This window comes from Mitsuokella multacida DSM 20544 (genome assembly GCF_000155955.1).
Lineage (GTDB): Bacteria > Bacillota > Negativicutes > Selenomonadales > Selenomonadaceae > Mitsuokella > Mitsuokella multacida.
This window is the reverse complement of sequence record NZ_GG697141.2, coordinates 1-16,476: the sequence shown is the minus strand read 5'-3', so window position 1 is coordinate 16,476 and position 16,476 is coordinate 1. Positions and strand designations below refer to the sequence as shown.

Below are 16,476 nucleotides of genomic sequence, written 5' to 3'. Positions count from 1 at the left end.
AGTTTAACTTACTTATTATAATTTTTTTTCTTCAGCTGTGTCAATCAAGGCGAGCTTTGCCGCGCGCGTGAGCTTCTTGATAGCAGCCTCGCGCGCGAGCGCTTCTTCCTTCGTCGCAAAGGACTCGAAGTAGACGAGATGGACTGGGCGGTGCGAGCGCGTGTACTTCGCGCCGCGCCCCTCGTTGTGCGCCTTGACGCGCCGCGTCAGGTCATTCGTCCAGCCCGTGTAGAGGCTGCCGTCCTTGCACTCGAGGATGTAGGTGTACGCCTCTGCCATCACTCCGGATACTTGATCTCGATGGTCTTGATGACGACGTCCTCGAGCGGGCGGTCCGCCATGTCCGTCTCCGAATGGCCGATGCGACGCACGACGTCCATACCTTCCTTGACCTTGCCGAAGATCGTGTGATGACCGTTGAGCCACGGCGTCTTGTCGAGCGTGATGAAGAACTGGCTGCCGCCCGTGTGCGGCATGCCCGTGTTGGCCATCGCGAGGATGCCCTCGCCGTCAAAGCGCAGGTCGTCGCGGAACTCGTCCTCGATCGTGTAGCCCGGGCCGCCCATGCCCGTGCCCTCCGGGTCGCCGCCCTGGATCATGAAGCCGTCGATGACGCGGTGGAAGATGACGCCGTCGTAGAAGCCCTTCTCGGCGAGGTCGATGAAGTTCTCCGTCGTGATCGGCGTCTCGTCCTCAAAGAGCTCCACGCTGAAGTTGCCGAGGTTCGTCTCAAATACTGCGATGCGATTTACCATTTTCTTATCTCCTTTATGAACGTCTTTATGGACATCCTTGACGGCCGGACCGTCTTGGACGCTTGTTGTTCTCTCATTGCCGGATGCATTGCCAGATGCGGCAAGGCAGCTGCCCGTCATCAAGACCATGGCGAGCAGCAGCAGGAATACCTTCTTCATTTTACCCTATCCTCTCCTGTCATTTCAATAGTCTGCCGTCTTTGAGGCAATTCTTTTCGCCCGACTTGCGCGGCGACCAGACGGGAATCTCGCGGCCCGGCGCGAAAAAGCCCGCCGGCGGCTGCCAGGCCGAATAACCGATGGAATGCATCGTGACGAGTGCGCGGATTTCTGTCTCAGCACAGAAGACCTTGGCCCCCTTGTCGAGCCTCGGCCCCATGCGGCCGTCGACGGGGAAGAATGCGACGTCTGCTTCTAACCCCTCGAGCTTCTTCATCTGCTTGCGGAAGGCGTTCTCCGCGAGCTTCCGCTGCTCGGCTGGCTCCCCCGTCCAGTCCCACCAATTGAAGTCGCCGGCGTGGAAGATGGTCGTGCCTTCCTCTTTGAGCGTGACGCAAAACGAGGTGCCGAGGTCGGTCGAGTCGAAGGATTCGACCGCGAGGACATCGTCCTGCCAGCTCGCATACGGTTTGAGGAACGTGAGCTTTTGGGGGTTGAAGGCGCTGCAGTCCTTCATGCAGCGGATGTCATCGCTGAGGATGTAGCGGTCTGCCTGCGCCTCGTAGCGCCGGATGTGCGCATCGAAGTGGTCGAAGTGGCTGTGCGATGCGAAGAAGTAGAGGTGGTCGAAATCGGCAGCTGCCACGGCCGCGTCGACGGCACCCGCCGGGTCCTTGAAGTCATCGAAGACGAGCAGCGTGCGGCCGACGCGCACGAGGAAGCCGCTGTTCAAGAGATAGGTCATTTCAATCATAAGGAGTCCTCCTGTAAAAAATCAATGCTCAGCGGTCATCGTGCCACTGCAGGTGCTCCGGGTGCACCAACTGGTTCTTGTCCTTGTGGATGAAGCGCCGGAAGGCGATGCCCGGTTCGCTGAAGCCGCGGCCCATGACCTCGTTGGCCGACATGATGATCATGAAGGCATGCGGGTCGACGGCATGCGCGATGAGCTTAATCTTGCTGACCTGCGTGAGCTTGACGACGACGAAGACGACGTTGCGCTCCTTGCGCGTGAAGGCGCCCTGCCCGTGCAGGAAGGTCACGCCGCGCCCGACTTCCATGATGCCGTCCGCGATCTGCTGCGCGCGGTCGGAGATGATCAGCACGGCCTTGCGGCTGTTGAAGCCCGCGATGACCTTGTCGGTGACCATCGCGTTCATGTACATGCAGATCAGTGTGAACATCGCGGGGGCCACGCCGAACAGGAACGCCGCCACGCACATGATCATGCAGTTGAAGGCGAAGATGACGCCGCCCATGTTGAGCGAGTAGTACTTCTTGGCGATGGCGCCGACGATGTCGAAGCCGCCCGTGCTGCCGTTCATGCGGAAGACGATGCCGTAGCCGATGCCGTTGAAGACGCCGCCGAAGATGGCGGCGAGCATGAGATCATTGACTGGCGCGTACGCATTGAGGAAGCGCGTGAGGTCGAGGCACAGCGAGAAGATACCCGTGCCGATGACGACGTCGACGGTGTAGCCATGGCCGAGCGTCTTCCAGGCGGCCATGAGCAGCGGGATGTTGTAGAGGAAGGTCTGCAGGCCGATGGGCAGCTGCGTCAGGTAGTAGACGATGATCGCGATGCCCGTCGCGCCGCCCGTCAGCAGGTGCGACGGCACGAGGAACAGGTTGATGGAGCAGCTCGCGATTAGGCAGCCCAGCGTGATGCCGACGTAGCGCAGCAGCCGGTGGCGCATCATCTTGAGGTGGATCATGGCTGCGCCTCCTTGAGGATTGGCGCCTCCGCCTTCCCGAGAGCGGAGATGTCGATCTCCTTCTCCGCGAAGCGCGGATCGAGTGCGCCCTCTTCCGCGTCATCCTCGAGTGCGCGCTTCTCCGCCTCTTCATCGGTCAGCGGCAGCGAGGTGATGCGCATCGACGTCAGGTAGCCGTCCTGCGCATCGACGCCGAGCAGCAGGTGGTCGTGCGGATGGCCCTCGCGCGTGTAGATGTAGTACGGCATGCCGTCGATGCGCTGGCGCTCTGCCTTGCCGTACGTCTTCTGGATCCAGTACGAGGTCGCGCCGAGCCTGATTCCACCCCGCGCCTCATAGCGGTCGTTCTTGATGACGAAATCGACGACATGGCCGCTCTTGTCGACGGCGGCCTCATAATGGTCCTTGTAGACATAGACCTTGACCGTCACGCCCTGCCGGCGCTCCGCCTTGTCGAAGAGCGGCTCGCCCCAGGCCTTGAAGAGCTCCTGCTCACTCGCGCCGAGCGCGACACCGCGGCAGGAGAAATCGCTGTCCTGCAGCCCTGCCGCCTCAGAGCGGCCCGTCGGCAGGCCCAGCGCCGTGAGCGCCAGCAGGAGCGCCATGAGGATACCGAGAGTCCTTTGCATCATTGTATCTCCTCCCTGATCTGATAAAGCCATCCTCAGAAGGCGAAGTTGCCCTGATGGAATACCTGGACCTTTGTGCCGTCGCGGCGCGTGCCGACGATCTCGAGGTCACGGCTGCCGACCATGAAGTCCTCGTGCATCAGCGAGTCGTTGACGCCGTGCTGCAAGAGCGTCACGCTGTCCATCTTCTCGCCGTCCTTGAGGCAGGTCGGATACGCCTTGCCGAGTGCCAGATGGCAGGCGGCATTCTCGTCGAACAGCGTGTTGTAGAAGAGCACGCCGCTCTGCGAGATGGGCGAATCGTACGGCACGAGTGCCACTTCACCGAGGAAGTGCGAGCCCTCATCCGTCTCGATCAGGCCCTTGAGGATGGCCTCGCCCTTCTTCGCAGCGAAGTCTACGACACGTCCGTTCTCGAAGCGCAGCCAGAAATCCTCGATGAGGTTGCCGTTGAAGTTCAGCGGCTTTGTCGCGTAGACGATGCCGTTGACGCCGTCGCGCTTCGGCAGCGTGTAGACCTCTTCTGTCGGCATGTTCGCCGCGAATACCGTGCCTAGCTCCGACTTCTCGGCGCCGCCCGCCCAGATGTGTCCTTCTGGCAGCTCGATGGTCAGGTCCGTGCCGAGACCGTTCGTGTAATGGAGTTCCTGGAAGTCGTTCGCATTGAGGAAGTCGGCTGCCTTGTGCAGGAAGGCGATGTGCTCCTGCCATGCCTGGATGGTGTCGATACCCTCGCCGACGCGGACAGTCTTATAGATCTCGCGCCAGAGGCGTGCGACGGCCTCATCCTCCGAGAGGTCGGGGAAGACCTTCTTCGCCCAACCCTTCGTCGGCACCGAGACGACGCACCAGGTGTTGCGGTTGTTCATGAGGCGCTCGCGGTACTCCATGAGCGCCGCGCCGGCCGCCTGATTGGCCAGCTTGAGCTTCTCCGGGTCGATGTCGCCGAAGATTTCGGGGTCGCGCGCCGCAATCGAGACGAATGCCGCGCCCTGCGCCGCGTAATCCTCGTAGAACGCGCGCCGCCATTCGGGGAACTCCGTGAAGAGCGCCTTCTTGCCGCCCGCATAGCGGATGTGCGCGAGCTGCTCATCACTCCAGCTCACGACGACATCGTGCGCGCCCGCCGCAAAGGCCTGCTGCGCGATCATGCGCGCAAACGCCGCGCATTCAATTGGCGCATTGATGACGAGGATCTGGTCCTTCTGCAGATTGACGCCCACGCGCACGACGAGGTCCGCATAAGCTCGCAGTAAATCCTTCATATCCTTACCTCCTGTCAAATTCTCATAAGTTGTCCGTATCAAAAAGAAGTGTCACCGGGCCGTCGTTGACGGAGGCGACCTTCATGTCAGCGCCGAACTCACCGTGCTCCACGCTGAAGCCCTTCGCGCGCAAATCCGCCATGAAGCGCTTGTAGAGCGGCTCGGCGAGCTCCGGCTTGGCCGCATGCGAGAAGCCGGGGCGCCTCTTCTTGAGGTCGGCGTAGAGCGTGAACTGCGAGATGACGAGGAAGGCGCCACCGACCTGGTCGATGCTCAGGTTCATCTTGCCCGCTTCATCGGAGAAGACGCGCACATGCGCGACCTTCTCGGCCAGCCGGTCACAGGTCTCCTCATCATCTTCGGGGCCGACGCCTAAGAGCACGAGGAATCCCTGGTCAATCGCACCATGGACCTCCCCCGCAATCTCGACGGATGCTTCCCGGACTCTTGTCACAACTGCTTTCATTTGTTTTCCTCCATATAGGGTTGTACGAATTTCCGGATGGTCCGGAAGTACGTCTGCTGGTCGGCCTGGCTCGCGGCCGCGTGCACGGCTCCGGGGATCATGAGGATCTCCTTCTTCGGGGCATTGGCCGCCGCATAGAGCTTCTCGGCCATGTTCGGCGGCACGAGCGTGTCCTTCGTGCCGTGGATGAAGAGCAGCGGCACGCGGGCATGGCGCACGGCATCAATTGGCGAGGCATCCTTGAGGCTGAAGCCCGCCATTTTCTCGCAGCGCCAGTTCAGGAGATTCATGGCCGGGAACGAGGGCAGGCCAAAGGAATTCTCCATCTGCAAGGCGATGAGCTCATCCGCATTCGTGTAGCCGCAGTCCTCGACCACCGCGACGACCTCTGGCGGCAGGTCCTCGCGGCCCGCCGCCATCATGACCGTCGCCGCGCCCATCGAGACGCCGTGCAGGATGATCTTTGCCTGCGGATTTTCCTGCGCGATTCTCCTCGCCCAGAGCACGATGTCCTCGCTCTCGCGGTAGCCGAGCGTCAGGTAGCGGCCGCCGCTGAGCCCCGACGCCCTGAGGTCCGGCGTCAGCACGTGATAGCCCATCGAGAGATAATTCTCGGCAATGTAATAGGAATTCTGCTGCGTGCAGCCGTAGCCGTGCACGACGATGACCCACTTGTCCGTCTCACGCTCCGGCTTGAAATGCGTCGCCGCGAGGTAGATGCCGTCCTCCGAGTCGATGTTCCAGTTCTCCGAGGCGTAGTTCGGCTTGTCGAACTGCCGCGCCTCCGGCGGCATCAGGAGCGCATAGGCCCGCGGCGGCTCCTGTGGGTTCTCCGCCGTCCCGCGTTCCAGGCCGAAGTGCACGCAGTAATTGCCAATAAAATATCCTGCCTCGATGACCAGCGCCGCCGTCACGATGACGGCCGTCAAGAGGCAGGATATGAGGATCTTCTTCATAGAACCACCCTTCTGCCAAAATGTGATTCCATTATATCATCTTATCTGGAAAAAGGCACCGAAAAGAAAACTGCCGCAGAAAATTTTGCGACGGGTATCTGGAACGAGATTCGCATTCTGTATCACTTTCCCGTAGGAAATCGGCAAGAACAGCGCGAATACAGGATATATCTCAAGAAAAACGAACGCACAGGAGGTATTCATTCATGGCAGAAGAACAGAAGGCCTGGTGGAAAGAGGCCGTCATCTATCAGATCTATCCGCGCAGTTTCCAGGATTCGAACGGCGATGGCATCGGCGACCTGCCGGGCATCACGCGCCGCATCCCGTATCTCAAGGAGCTCGGCGTCGACGTCATCTGGCTCTCCCCGATCTACCAGTCCCCCAACGACGACAACGGTTATGACATCTCCGACTACCGCGCCATCATGAAGGACTTCGGCACGATGGAAGATTTCGACACGCTTTTGAGGGCGGCACATGAAGCCGGCATCAAGCTCGTCATGGACCTCGTCGTCAACCACACGTCCGACGAGCACGCCTGGTTCATCGAGAGCCGCAAGTCCCGCACGAATCCCTACCGCGACTTCTACATCTGGAAGGATGGCAAGGACGGCAAGGCGCCCAACAACTGGGAGTCGTATTTCAGCGGCCCGGCCTGGCAGTACGACGAGGCGACGGACCAGTATTATCTGCACTGCTTCTCGAAGAAGCAGCCGGACCTCAACTGGGAGAACACGAAGGTCCGCGATGCCGTCTTCGACATGATGAACTGGTGGTGCGAGAAGGGCATCGACGGCTTCCGCATGGACGTCATCTCGATGATCTCCAAGGACCAGACCTTCCCGGACGGCCCAGTCAAGGCGGACGGCTACGGTGACCTCTCGCCGCACGTCTGCAACGGGCCGCGCGTTCACGAATTCCTGCAGGAGATGAACCACCGCGTGCTCTCGCACTACGACCTGCTGACGGTCGGCGAGGCCGCCGGCGTCACGATCGACGAAGCCAAGAAGTACGCCCGCAGCGACGGCAAGGAACTCGGCATGGTCTTCCAGTTCGAGCACGTCGGCCCGGAAAACGGCAAGGGCAGCGTCATCGACAAGTGGACGACGGGCAAGCCGCAGATGCCGAAGGTCCGCGCCATCCTCAACAAGTGGCAGCAGGAGCTCGAGGGCAAGGCGTGGAACTCGCTCTACCTCGACAACCACGACCAGCCGCGCTGCGTCTCGATGTTCGGCAATGACAGCCCCGAGTGGCGCGTGCTCTCGGCCAAGATGCTCGCGACCTGCCTGCACATGCAGAAGGGCACGCCCTACATCTACCAGGGTGAAGAGCTCGGCATGACGAACACGACCTTCCACTCCCTCGACGACTGCCAGGACCTCGAGGAGATCAACGCCTGGCACCAGTACGTCGACGAGCAGAAGAAGGTCTCGCCTGAGACGATGCTCGCCTGCTTCAACACGGTCGCACGCGACAACGCGCGCACGCCGATGCAGTGGACGGCCGGCAAGAATGCGGGCTTCACGGACGCCACGCCCTGGCTCGCCGTCAATCCGAACTACAAGACCATCAACGCCGAGGCCGCGCTCAAGGACCCGGACTCCACCTTCTACTACTACCAGAAGCTCATCCGCCTGCGCCACGCCTACCCCATCATCGTCTACGGCATCTTCGAACCGCTCTTAGAAGATGACCAAAATGCCTACGCCTTCGCGCGCCACCTCGGCGGCGAGACGCTGCTGATTGCCTGCAACTGGACGAGCGAAGAAGTCCCCTGCAACCTGTTCGACGGGAAGGATGGCGAGGAACTCATCTCCAATTACGCCAACCACAAGACGGGTGCCCTGCAACCGTACGAGGCACGCGTCCTGCTGCTCCGCAACGCCTGATTTCTATCCCCTTACAAAAAAACGCTGGTCGGATGACCAGCGTTTTTTGTATACGCACATCACTGCACAGCGTCCGTTCTTCCCTTGCTCTCCGTCTTGAATGGCACAAAAAATGCCCTGCGCGCAAAGCGATGGACACTTTGCATGCAGGGCATGGTCAGCAGCTCTCTGCTTCTATTCTCTTATTTTCCCGCCTTCATGCGGTTGATGGCACTTATCAGGGCCTGGATGGATGCCGTGATGATATCCGTGTCCATGCCGGCGCCCCAGGTGATGTGGCCGTCTTCATTCGTGATGCCGATATAGGCCATCGCGCGGCTGTTCTGGCCGATTTCCAGCGCGTGCTCGCTGTACGTAAGGTCCTTGTAGGTGATGTCGAGGTTCGCCTGCAGGGCATTGGAGACGGCGTCGAGTCGACCGTTGCCGCGCGCGAGGAAGGTCTTTGGCTCGCCGTTGACGAAGATATCGACCGTGCCCTTGCGCGTGCCGTCCGGCTCCTTCTGGAGCAGGAAGTCGTTGAGCTTGTACGGCGTATCGACGTTGACGTACTCATCCTGGAAGATCTGGTAGATCTCATCCGGCATGAGTTCCTTGTGCTTGTGGTCGGAAACGCCCTTGACGCAGTAGCCGAAGTCCTCACGCATCTTCTTCGGCATGTCGATGCCGTACTTCTGCTCCATGATGAAGCCGACGCCGCCCTTGCCGGACTGGCTGTTGATGCGGATGACGTCGCCGTCGTATTCGCGGCCGACATCCTTCGGGTCGATGTAGAGGTACGGCAGCGTCCACTTGTCCGGATTCTTCTCCTCTTTCCAGTGCATGCCCTTCGCAATGGCATCCTGATGCGAGCCAGAGAAGGCAGCGAAGACGAGGTCGCCGGCATACGGCTGGCGCGGCGAGACGTGCATGCGCGTGACGCGCTCGTACATCTCGACGAGCTCCGGCATGTTCGAGAAGTCGAGCTCCGGGTCGACGCCGAGTGCAAACATATTCATGCCGACCGTGATGATATCGACGTTGCCCGTGCGCTCGCCGTTGCCGAACAGCGTGCCCTCGATGCGGTCCGCACCGGCCAGGATGCCCATCTCCGCATCGGCGACACCGCAGCCGCGGTCGTTGTGCGGATGCAGCGAGAGCACGACGTTGTCGCGGTACTTGAGGTGCTTGTTCATGTAAGCGACCTGCATCGCAAAGACGTGCGGCATGCTCATCTCGACCGTTGCCGGCAGGTTGATGATGGCCTTGCGGTCAGCCGTCGGCTTCCAGACATCGAGGACAGCGTTGCAGACCTCGAGCGCGTACTCAGGCTCCGTGCCCGTAAAGGACTCCGGCGAATACTCGAAGCGGTAGTTCGCACCGGCTTCTTCCGTCAGCTCCTGCAGGAGCTTGGCGCCGTCGACGGCCATCTGCTTGATTTGTTCCTTGTCCTTGCGGAAGACTTGCTGGCGCTGTGCAACAGAAGTCGAGTTGTAGACGTGGACGATGGCGTTCTTGACGCCCTTCAAGGCATCGAACGTCTTGCGGATGATGTGCTCGCGCGCCTGCGTCAGGACCTGGATCGTCACATCGTCCGGGATCAGGTCTTCCTCGACGAGGCGGCGCAGGAACTCGTACTCCGTCTCCGATGCAGCCGGGAAGCCGATCTCGATTTCCTTGAAGCCGACTTTGAGGAGCATCTTGTAGAATTCCATTTTCTCATCCAGGCTCATCGGGATGACGAGCGACTGGTTGCCATCGCGAAGGTCGACGCTGCACCAGATTGGCGCATGGTCTGGGGCATCTTTCTTGGCCCACTCCAGGTCAATCTCCGGCGGCATGAAATAACCTTTGCTGTACTTCTGATAATTCATCATTTGACAAAACCTCCCCAAATAGAAAAGCCCTTCGTCTGATGAGACGAAGGGCTGTACCTGCGTGTTACCACTCAAATTCATACTCCTTGCGGAGTACCTCTACGGATTCTAGCAAATCCTCCTGCTGTAACGGTCAGGCTCCGTCCCTGCCTAATAGTGCACCAAATACACACAAATGTAGTCTTAGCACGTTCAGTGGGCTGCTTCAAGGTGAGTTCCAGATTCCTTCCCTGCTGTCTCGCACCTACCGGCAGCTCTCTGGTGGTTCCAGAATCTTTACTATTCCTCTTCAACGCATTTCCCTGTGTTGGGTACTAGAATAGCACAGGAAAATCTATTTTGCAAGCGTTTTTTGTAAATCTGTAAACTTTTTTATCCGAGCAGGCTCATTTTTTCTCTTCTGGCTCGCGCAGCGTCTTCTTGGCCTGGCTGAGCTTCTTCTCGACCTCGCGCTGCTGGCGCTTCTGCTCCTTGTGCGCTTCATAGCGGCGGCGGCCTTCCTCAAAAGCCCTTCTCGCCTCTTCCGAGTCGATGATGAGCGGCGGCACAGCCTTCGGGCGCGAATTGCGGTCGAGCGCGACCATCGTGAAGTAGGCCGTCAGCGCGCGCTGCGGCTTGCCTTCCTGATCGAGGTCCTCGACATCGACATTGACCGTGACCTCCATCGAGCTGTGGCCGACGAAGACGATCTCTGCCGTGCAGGTGACGAGGTCGCCGACGAGAATCGGCAGATGGAACTCGAGCTCGTCGACGCGGGCCGTGACGACGTTGCAGCGCGCGTACTTGCGCGTCACGGCATAAGCCGCCGAGTCCATCATCTTCATGATATCGCCGCCATAGATATTGCCGCTCGGATTCGTCTGATTCGGCATCATAACCTGGCTGATTATGAGTTTATTCTGTGCCATGGAAAAACCTCCTGCTCTATCGCCGCAGAGCGCGTGCTCCGCTTATGCTAACATGATATACAACCTTAGGATATAGGAATAGGATATAAGATTCAATCGGGAAATACCGTGACTGAATCACAAAGCCACTGCGCGTCCACTCATTTGATGAAACGATCGATGGCCCGGTTGAGCTGCTCTAAAGCCTGCTGATCATTGTCGCGTACGGCATCGACGATGCAGTGCTCCAGATGGTCCTTGAGGATGATGCGGCTGACACCCTTGATAGCGCTGTCGACCGCCGAGAGCTGCACGAGCACCTCGCTGCAGTCGCGGCCATCCTCGATCATGTGCTTGATGGATTCCAGATGGCCGATGAGACGCGCCATGCGGTTGAGCACGGCCTTCGTCTGCGTGTGGCTGTGCTGATGGCCATGAGCGCCATGCGCGTGATGATTATGATGGATGACCGTGCCATCGGCCAGCACATGGGTGTGTTCTTTCTCTTCCATTCTTCTCGATATCACCTGCCTGATGTTCTCGTTGTAATAGACTATTGTTTTTATTCGTCCTTCTCTTCCGTTTTTCCTTCTTTCCAGCATTAAAAAAATCTCCTCGCAAGGAGGAGACTTTTCCCGAGATGGGTCTCTATCAGTCGACCGAGATTGTGACCGTCTCGCCGTTGATATTCCACTCTTTCTCGTGGCCGGACGTCTCGCCGTAAGTGACCTTGTCGGCAAGCGTAATGTCCTTGAGGAAGCTCTCGTTCTTCTTGACGAGGTTCTCGAGCTTCTCGTTGTCCTTGAGGCCGACAGCGATGTGGTCCGTGACTTCGTAGCCATTTTCCTTGCGCATCGTCTGGACCTTGCTGATGATCTCGCGGACGAAGCCCTCTTCGAGGAGTTCTTCGCTGAGCGTCGTCTCCAGAGCAATCGTCACGCCATTGTAGCGCTGGCAGTTGTAGCCTTCCGTCTGTGCCATCGTGACCTCGACGTCTTCCGGCAGCAACGTGACATCGCCATCCGGCAATGCGACGACGAGCTTGCCCGTCGTGTCGAGCTCTTCTTTGGCTTTGTGGCCGTTGACCGCCTTCAGGGCCTTCTGGATGGCGCCCATCTTCTTGCCGACCTTCGGTCCGAGAATGCGGAACTGCGGCTTGAAGCTGTACGTGAGGTACGCCTCCATGTCGTCCTTGAAGACGACTTCCTTGACGTTGAGCTCTTCTTCAACGATTTCTTTGTAGAAGTCCGGCAGTACGACAGGTGCCTTGACGTACATCTTGCCGATTGGCTGGCGGTTCTTGATGTTGGCCTCATTGCGCGCAGCGCGGCCGAGCACGACGATCTCGAGGACTTCGCCCATGTTCTTCTCGAGCTCCTTGTCGATGTGGGCCTCATTGACCTTCGGGAAGTCGCAGAGATGGACGGATTCCGGCGCCTTCTTGTCGATGCTGCAGACGAGGTTGCGGTAGATGGACTCCGTCATGAAGGGGATCATCGGCGCAGCGGCCTTGGCCGTCGTGACGAGTGCCGTGTAGAGCGTCATATAGGCGTTGATCTTGTCCTGCTCCATGCCCTTTGCCCAGAAACGGCTGCGGCTGCGGCGGACGTACCAGTTCGAGAGCTCGTCGACGAACTCCTCGAGTGCCTTGGCGGCTTCCGTCACGCGGTAGTTCGAGAGGTCGTAGTCGACATCCTTGACCATCGTGTTGAGGCGTGAGAGGCACCACTTGTCCATGACCGGCAGCTTATCGTAGTCGAGCGTGTACTTCGTCGCATCGAAGTTGTCGATGTTGGCGTAGAGCACGAAGAACGCGTACGTGTTCCAGAGCGTGCCCATGAACTTGCGCTGGCCTTCCTGGACGGCATCGTCGTGGAAGCGGTTCGGCAGCCACGGTGCGCTGTTCTCGTAGAAATACCAGCGGATGGCATCGGCGCCATGCTTCTGCAGTGCTTCCATCGGGTCGACGGCATTGCCCTTCGACTTCGACATCTTGCGGCCTTCCTTGTCCTGGACGTGGCCAAGGACGATGACATTGCGGTACGGTGCCTTGTGGAAGAGCAGCGTCGAGATGGCAATCAGCGAGTAGAACCAGCCACGCGTCTGGTCGACAGCCTCCGAGATGAAGTCCGCCGGGAAGCGCTTCTCGAAGATCTCCTTGTTGTCAAACGGATAATGCCACTGCGCAAAAGGCATGGAGCCCGAGTCGAACCAGCAGTCGATGACTTCCTTGACGCGGTGCATCTCCTTGCCGCACTCCGGGCACTTGATCGTGACCTTGTCGATGTACGGGCGATGCAGCTCGATGTCATCCGGGCAGTTCGAGCTCATGGACTTGAGTTCCTCGATCGAGCCGATGACATGCTGATGGCCGCATTCGCACTGCCATACCGGCAGCGGCGTGCCCCAGTAGCGGTTGCGCGAGAGACCCCAGTCCTGTACATGCTCGAGCCAGTTGCCGAAGCGGCCCTCACCGATGGATTTCGGGATCCAGTTGACCGTCTTGTTGTTGGCGACGAGCTCATCCTTGACCGACGTCATCTTGATGAACCAGGTCGGGAACGAGTAGTAGAGCAGCGGCGTATCGCAGCGCCAGCAATGCGGATAGCTGTGCGTGAACTCCGGCGCCTTGAACAGCAGTCCCTTCTTCTCGAGGTCTGCGAGGATCAGCGGATCGGCTTTCTTGACGAAGAGGCCCGGCCAATCCGTCTCAGCCGTGAGCTCGCCCTTGCTGTTGACGAGGTTGACGAAAGCGACGCCGTACTTCTGGCAGACGCGGTTATCGTCTTCGCCGTATGCCGGAGCCATATGGACGATGCCCGTGCCGTCCTCCGTCGTGACGTAGTCATCACAGGTCACGATGAACGCCTTTTTGCCGCGCTGGTTCTTGATTTTCTCGACGGCATACGGATAGAGCGGCTCGTACTCGCGGTACTCGAGGTCCTTGCCCTTATAGCGCTCGAGAACCTGACGCTCGCCCTCGACACCCTCGAAGACCTTGTCGACGAGTGCCTCTGCGAGGACGTACTTCTTGTCGCCGACCTGGAGCTTGACGTAATCGACCGCGGGGTTCACGCAAAGTGCCATGTTCGACGGCAGCGTCCACGGCGTCGTCGTCCATGCGAGGAACGAGTAATCGCCGTCTTTGGCCTTGAATTCGACCATGGCCGAGCGCTCCGTGACATCCTTATAGCCCTGCGCTACCTCATGCGAGGAAAGCGGCGTGCCGCAGCGCGGGCAGTACGGGACGACCTTGTAGCCCTCGTAGAGCAGGCCCTTCTTCCAGATCTCCTTGAGCGCCCACCATTCCGACTCGATGAAGTCATTCTCATAGGTGATGTACGGGTGCTCCATGTCGGCCCAGAAGCCGACAACATCGGAGAATTCCTCCCACATGCCCTTGTACTTCCAGACGGACTCGCGGCACTTCTTGATGAACGGCTCGATGCCGTATGCCTCGATCTGTTCCTTGCCGTTGATGCCGATCTGCTTCTCGACCTCGAGCTCAACCGGCAGACCATGCGTATCCCAGCCAGCCTTTCTGAGGACCTTCTTGCCCTTCATCGAGGCGAAGCGCGGCAGCATATCCTTGATGACGCGCGTCAAGACGTGGCCGATATGCGGCTTGCCGTTGGCCGTCGGCGGGCCATCGTAGAACGTGAAGGTATCGCAGCCCTCGCGCTGGTCGATTGCCTTCTGAGCGATGTCATGTGCTTTCCAGAACTCGCGGATCTCTTTCTCGCGCTCCACGAAGTTCAAGTTCGTATCCACTTTCTTATACAAACAGATTGCCTCCTCACATATGAAAAGCCTGCACCCAAATAGGATGCAGGCTCATGATACCTACAGGATAACCACCTATTTCCACGCACCACCATGCGCTGTCCCGTAACGGGGGATGCCGGCGAAGCTTACTCCATTCGTTCAGCCCGCTGCTCCGGAGTGATTTTCCCCTGCAAGTACGCACGCCCGGCTCTCACCTCTCCCGGTTCGCTTCCGCTCTCCCTGCAGTCTACTCTCTCCATCGATGCATTTACATGTTGACAGAGTTTATTGTACCACAGGGATAGACAGATTTCAAATACTATTTGAGCGTTGCAGTCTCTCTTCTCAAGCCATCTCGTTTACGCTATAATGAAGATTGTTTGAGCAAAACGAGAACAGGATTTCAATAGAATCAGAAAAGGAAGGGATCTCATGCATCAGTATCTTTTCTATATCGGAGACTTCCCGATTCGGGCCTACGGCCTCGTGCTGTCTCTCTCCATCATCCTCGCGACAGGCGTCGGCTACTTCCTGACGAAGGCAGACGGCCGCGGTTACGAGAAGTACATCGTCGACCTCGGCATCTACTGCGGCGTCGCCGGACTGCTCGGTGCGCGCCTCTGGGACGTCTTCTTCTTTGACTGGGATTACTACGGTCACCATCTGACCGAACTGCTGAACGTCTGGCAGGGTGGCATGGCCATCCAAGGCGGCGTCTTTCTCGGCGTGCTGACGGGCGTCTGGTACTGCCACCGCCATCATCTCGACACTGTCCACCTCATGGACGTACTCGCACCGGCCATCATCCTCGGCCAGGCGCTCGGCCGCTGTGCCAACCTGCTGAACGGCGATGCCTTCGGCGCACCGACGGGCAGCTCATTCGGCATCATCTATCCGACGACAACGCTCGCCTACCACACATACGGCGACCAGCCGCTCTGGCCGGCTGAAGTCTGGGAAGGACAGCTCGACGTCGTCATCTTCGCACTGCTCTTGCTCTTCCGCACGACGAACCACGCCAAGGGCCAGTGCTTCGCCCTCTACGTCATGCTCTACAGCCTCGCGCGCTTCGGGCTCGAATTCCTGCGCGGCGATTACACCGAAAAAGTGCTCGGCCTCGTCACGAGCGCCCAGGCCACAAGCATCACCGCCTTCCTGATTGCCGCCATCTTCTTCATCGGTCTCCAGCTCTATGGAAAGAAACCGAAAAAAATCAGAACGAATCCCGGCCATAAAGTTTGACGGAACCGAATCCCATCTACTATAATGGAACATGGAATCATAAAAAATGCATGAAGGAGTAACGAATTCATGAAAATCTTAGCACGTCATCTCACCGTCGATCTCTTCAACTGCAAGAACAGCAAACTCAAGGATATCGACCAGATCAAAGACTATATAGCAGAACTGCCTGAACATTTCACGCTGACAAAGATCTCCGAGTGCTCCGAGCACCTGACGGATGAGCACTACGCCATCATGATGCTCTTCCGCGAGGGACACATGGTCCTGCACGTCTACACCAAGCTCAAGTACGTCGCTATCGACATCTTCCTCTGCCAGGAAAACGCCGAGCCAGAGCACATCGCCAAGGAGATGCGCGATTTCTTCAAACCGGACAAGACGAAGACCACGCTCTTGAAGCGCGGCGACTTCGGTTCCGCCAAGGACATCCGCCCCAAGGTCAAGACGCGCGTTGCTCCGCTGCGCAAGATTCACAACACGGGTGCCAAGGTCCTGCGCGTGCTGGCACGCCGCAACCGCCAGTAAACAATTCGTCTCATCCACACATGATAAAGGGCTCTGCCTCAAAGCATTTACTTTGGGACAGAGCCCTTCTTGTATCACATTTCACTCGCATAATGCATAACAAAAAAGAGCCCCGCCTCAGCGGAGCCCTTGCTTAACCGGCAACTTCCTATCCTCCCAGTCCGTCTCCAGACAAGTACTTTCGGCCTCTGAATGCTTAACTACTGTGTTCGGTATGGGAACAGGTGGAACCATTCAGGCATCATCACCGGATATTCTATTGAATGCTTGCACATTCAAAACTATACAGAAGAAACTACTTTGCGAACATTTCAGTTCTGTTGGAACCGAAGGTTGATTCAACCTTTCGGTCCAACTCGCCTCT

The 16,476-nt window shown here is 58.6% G+C and carries 15 protein-coding genes and 1 rRNA gene; 3 read left to right on the top strand and 13 right to left on the bottom strand.

The genetic code is table 11. The features are described 5' to 3' along the window. Positions 1-15: 15 nt before the first annotated feature. Genes MITSMUL_RS00080 through MITSMUL_RS00045 form a run of 8 tightly spaced genes read right to left on the bottom strand, consistent with a single transcriptional unit; the run spans position 16 to position 5,945 of the window. Positions 16-279 carry a GIY-YIG nuclease family protein gene (locus MITSMUL_RS00080; protein WP_005838790.1) on the bottom strand — a complete coding sequence of 88 codons (264 nt, stop codon included), beginning with the start codon at positions 277-279 and terminating at the stop codon, positions 16-18. Next, on the bottom strand, positions 279-914 hold the full coding sequence (locus MITSMUL_RS00075) for a peptidylprolyl isomerase (protein ID WP_005838788.1): 636 nt from the start codon (positions 912-914) through the stop codon (positions 279-281). Before MITSMUL_RS00075 ends, MITSMUL_RS00080 begins: the two co-directional genes overlap by 1 nt. 19 nt (positions 915-933) lie before the next feature. After that, entirely contained in the window at positions 934-1,668 is a 735-nt protein-coding gene (locus MITSMUL_RS00070; RefSeq protein WP_005838787.1) for an MBL fold metallo-hydrolase, read from the bottom strand. A 28-nt stretch (positions 1,669-1,696) separates the two neighbouring features. Then, the gene (locus MITSMUL_RS00065; protein WP_005838785.1) at positions 1,697-2,629 is read right to left on the bottom strand and encodes a YitT family protein; all 933 of its coding nucleotides are present in this window, start codon (positions 2,627-2,629) and stop codon (positions 1,697-1,699) included. Continuing rightward, entirely contained in the window at positions 2,626-3,261 is a 636-nt protein-coding gene (locus tag MITSMUL_RS00060) for a hypothetical protein (protein WP_005838783.1), read from the bottom strand. The genes MITSMUL_RS00065 and MITSMUL_RS00060 overlap by 4 nt, the downstream gene beginning before the upstream one ends. 32 nt (positions 3,262-3,293) lie before the next feature. Further along, a complete protein-coding gene (locus tag MITSMUL_RS00055) occupies positions 3,294-4,523 on the bottom strand; it encodes an aminopeptidase (protein ID WP_005838782.1) in 1,230 nt (409 codons plus the stop codon). A gap of 22 nt (positions 4,524-4,545) precedes the next feature. Further along, positions 4,546-4,989: a D-aminoacyl-tRNA deacylase gene (gene dtd / locus MITSMUL_RS00050; protein ID WP_005838780.1), complete on the bottom strand. Its 444-nt coding sequence runs from the start codon at positions 4,987-4,989 to the stop codon at positions 4,546-4,548. Further along, positions 4,986-5,945: an alpha/beta hydrolase gene (locus MITSMUL_RS00045; protein ID WP_005838779.1), complete on the bottom strand. Its 960-nt coding sequence runs from the start codon at positions 5,943-5,945 to the stop codon at positions 4,986-4,988. The genes dtd and MITSMUL_RS00045 overlap by 4 nt, the downstream gene beginning before the upstream one ends. Before the next feature lie 206 nt (positions 5,946-6,151). Here MITSMUL_RS00045 and MITSMUL_RS00040 point away from each other — a divergent pair, with 206 nt between their 5' ends. Beyond that, entirely contained in the window at positions 6,152-7,837 is a 1,686-nt protein-coding gene (locus MITSMUL_RS00040; protein WP_005838777.1) for a glycoside hydrolase family 13 protein, read from the top strand. Between the two features lie 182 nt (positions 7,838-8,019). On the opposite strand, the gene MITSMUL_RS00035 is transcribed toward MITSMUL_RS00040, so the two are convergent. The 4 genes from MITSMUL_RS00035 to ileS all read right to left on the bottom strand — a co-directional run bounded on the left by MITSMUL_RS00035 (position 8,020) and on the right by ileS (position 14,360). Then, positions 8,020-9,687, bottom strand: a complete 1,668-nt coding sequence (locus tag MITSMUL_RS00035; RefSeq protein WP_040635657.1) for a 2-isopropylmalate synthase — start codon at positions 9,685-9,687, stop codon at positions 8,020-8,022. A 389-nt stretch (positions 9,688-10,076) separates the two neighbouring features. After that, a complete protein-coding gene (locus MITSMUL_RS00030; protein WP_005838772.1) occupies positions 10,077-10,598 on the bottom strand; it encodes an acyl-CoA thioesterase in 522 nt (173 codons plus the stop codon). Between the two features lie 140 nt (positions 10,599-10,738). Continuing rightward, a complete protein-coding gene (locus MITSMUL_RS00025) occupies positions 10,739-11,089 on the bottom strand; it encodes a metal-sensing transcriptional repressor (RefSeq protein WP_040635154.1) in 351 nt (116 codons plus the stop codon). A gap of 139 nt (positions 11,090-11,228) precedes the next feature. Next, a complete protein-coding gene (ileS, locus tag MITSMUL_RS00020) occupies positions 11,229-14,360 on the bottom strand; it encodes an isoleucine--tRNA ligase (RefSeq protein WP_005838768.1) in 3,132 nt (1,043 codons plus the stop codon). Positions 14,361-14,774: 414 nt separating this feature from the next. On the opposite strand from ileS, the gene lgt reads away from it, so the two are divergent. Continuing rightward, positions 14,775-15,584 carry a prolipoprotein diacylglyceryl transferase gene (gene lgt, locus MITSMUL_RS00015; RefSeq protein WP_005838766.1) on the top strand — a complete coding sequence of 270 codons (810 nt, stop codon included), beginning with the start codon at positions 14,775-14,777 and terminating at the stop codon, positions 15,582-15,584. 69 nt (positions 15,585-15,653) lie between these two features. Next, positions 15,654-16,112 carry an S-adenosylmethionine decarboxylase family protein gene (locus MITSMUL_RS00010; RefSeq protein ID WP_005838764.1) on the top strand — a complete coding sequence of 153 codons (459 nt, stop codon included), beginning with the start codon at positions 15,654-15,656 and terminating at the stop codon, positions 16,110-16,112. A gap of 135 nt (positions 16,113-16,247) precedes the next feature. On the opposite strand, the gene rrf is transcribed toward MITSMUL_RS00010, so the two are convergent. After that, positions 16,248-16,364: ribosomal RNA gene (gene rrf / locus MITSMUL_RS00005) — 5S ribosomal RNA — on the bottom strand. Positions 16,365-16,476: the final 112 nt, after the last annotated feature.

What these genes read in the sequence shown, in the direction of transcription:
- MITSMUL_RS00080 (WP_005838790.1), bottom strand. Translation starts at nt 279, where the DNA reads ATGGCAGAGGCGTACACCTACATCCTCGAGTGCAAGGACGGCAGCCTC.
- MITSMUL_RS00040 (WP_005838777.1), top strand. Translation starts at nt 6,152, where the DNA reads ATGGCAGAAGAACAGAAGGCCTGGTGGAAAGAGGCCGTCATCTATCAG.
- MITSMUL_RS00010 (WP_005838764.1), top strand. Translation starts at nt 15,654, where the DNA reads ATGAAAATCTTAGCACGTCATCTCACCGTCGATCTCTTCAACTGCAAG.
- MITSMUL_RS00025 (WP_040635154.1), bottom strand. Translation starts at nt 11,089, where the DNA reads ATGGAAGAGAAAGAACACACCCATGTGCTGGCCGATGGCACGGTCATC.
- dtd (WP_005838780.1), bottom strand. Translation starts at nt 4,989, where the DNA reads ATGAAAGCAGTTGTGACAAGAGTCCGGGAAGCATCCGTCGAGATTGCG.
- MITSMUL_RS00045 (WP_005838779.1), bottom strand. Translation starts at nt 5,945, where the DNA reads ATGAAGAAGATCCTCATATCCTGCCTCTTGACGGCCGTCATCGTGACG.
- MITSMUL_RS00065 (WP_005838785.1), bottom strand. Translation starts at nt 2,629, where the DNA reads ATGATCCACCTCAAGATGATGCGCCACCGGCTGCTGCGCTACGTCGGC.
- MITSMUL_RS00060 (WP_005838783.1), bottom strand. Translation starts at nt 3,261, where the DNA reads ATGATGCAAAGGACTCTCGGTATCCTCATGGCGCTCCTGCTGGCGCTC.
- MITSMUL_RS00055 (WP_005838782.1), bottom strand. Translation starts at nt 4,523, where the DNA reads ATGAAGGATTTACTGCGAGCTTATGCGGACCTCGTCGTGCGCGTGGGC.
- MITSMUL_RS00075 (WP_005838788.1), bottom strand. Translation starts at nt 914, where the DNA reads ATGAAGAAGGTATTCCTGCTGCTGCTCGCCATGGTCTTGATGACGGGC.
- MITSMUL_RS00035 (WP_040635657.1), bottom strand. Translation starts at nt 9,687, where the DNA reads ATGAATTATCAGAAGTACAGCAAAGGTTATTTCATGCCGCCGGAGATT.
- MITSMUL_RS00070 (WP_005838787.1), bottom strand. Translation starts at nt 1,668, where the DNA reads ATGATTGAAATGACCTATCTCTTGAACAGCGGCTTCCTCGTGCGCGTC.
- MITSMUL_RS00030 (WP_005838772.1), bottom strand. Translation starts at nt 10,598, where the DNA reads ATGGCACAGAATAAACTCATAATCAGCCAGGTTATGATGCCGAATCAG.
- lgt (WP_005838766.1), top strand. Translation starts at nt 14,775, where the DNA reads ATGCATCAGTATCTTTTCTATATCGGAGACTTCCCGATTCGGGCCTAC.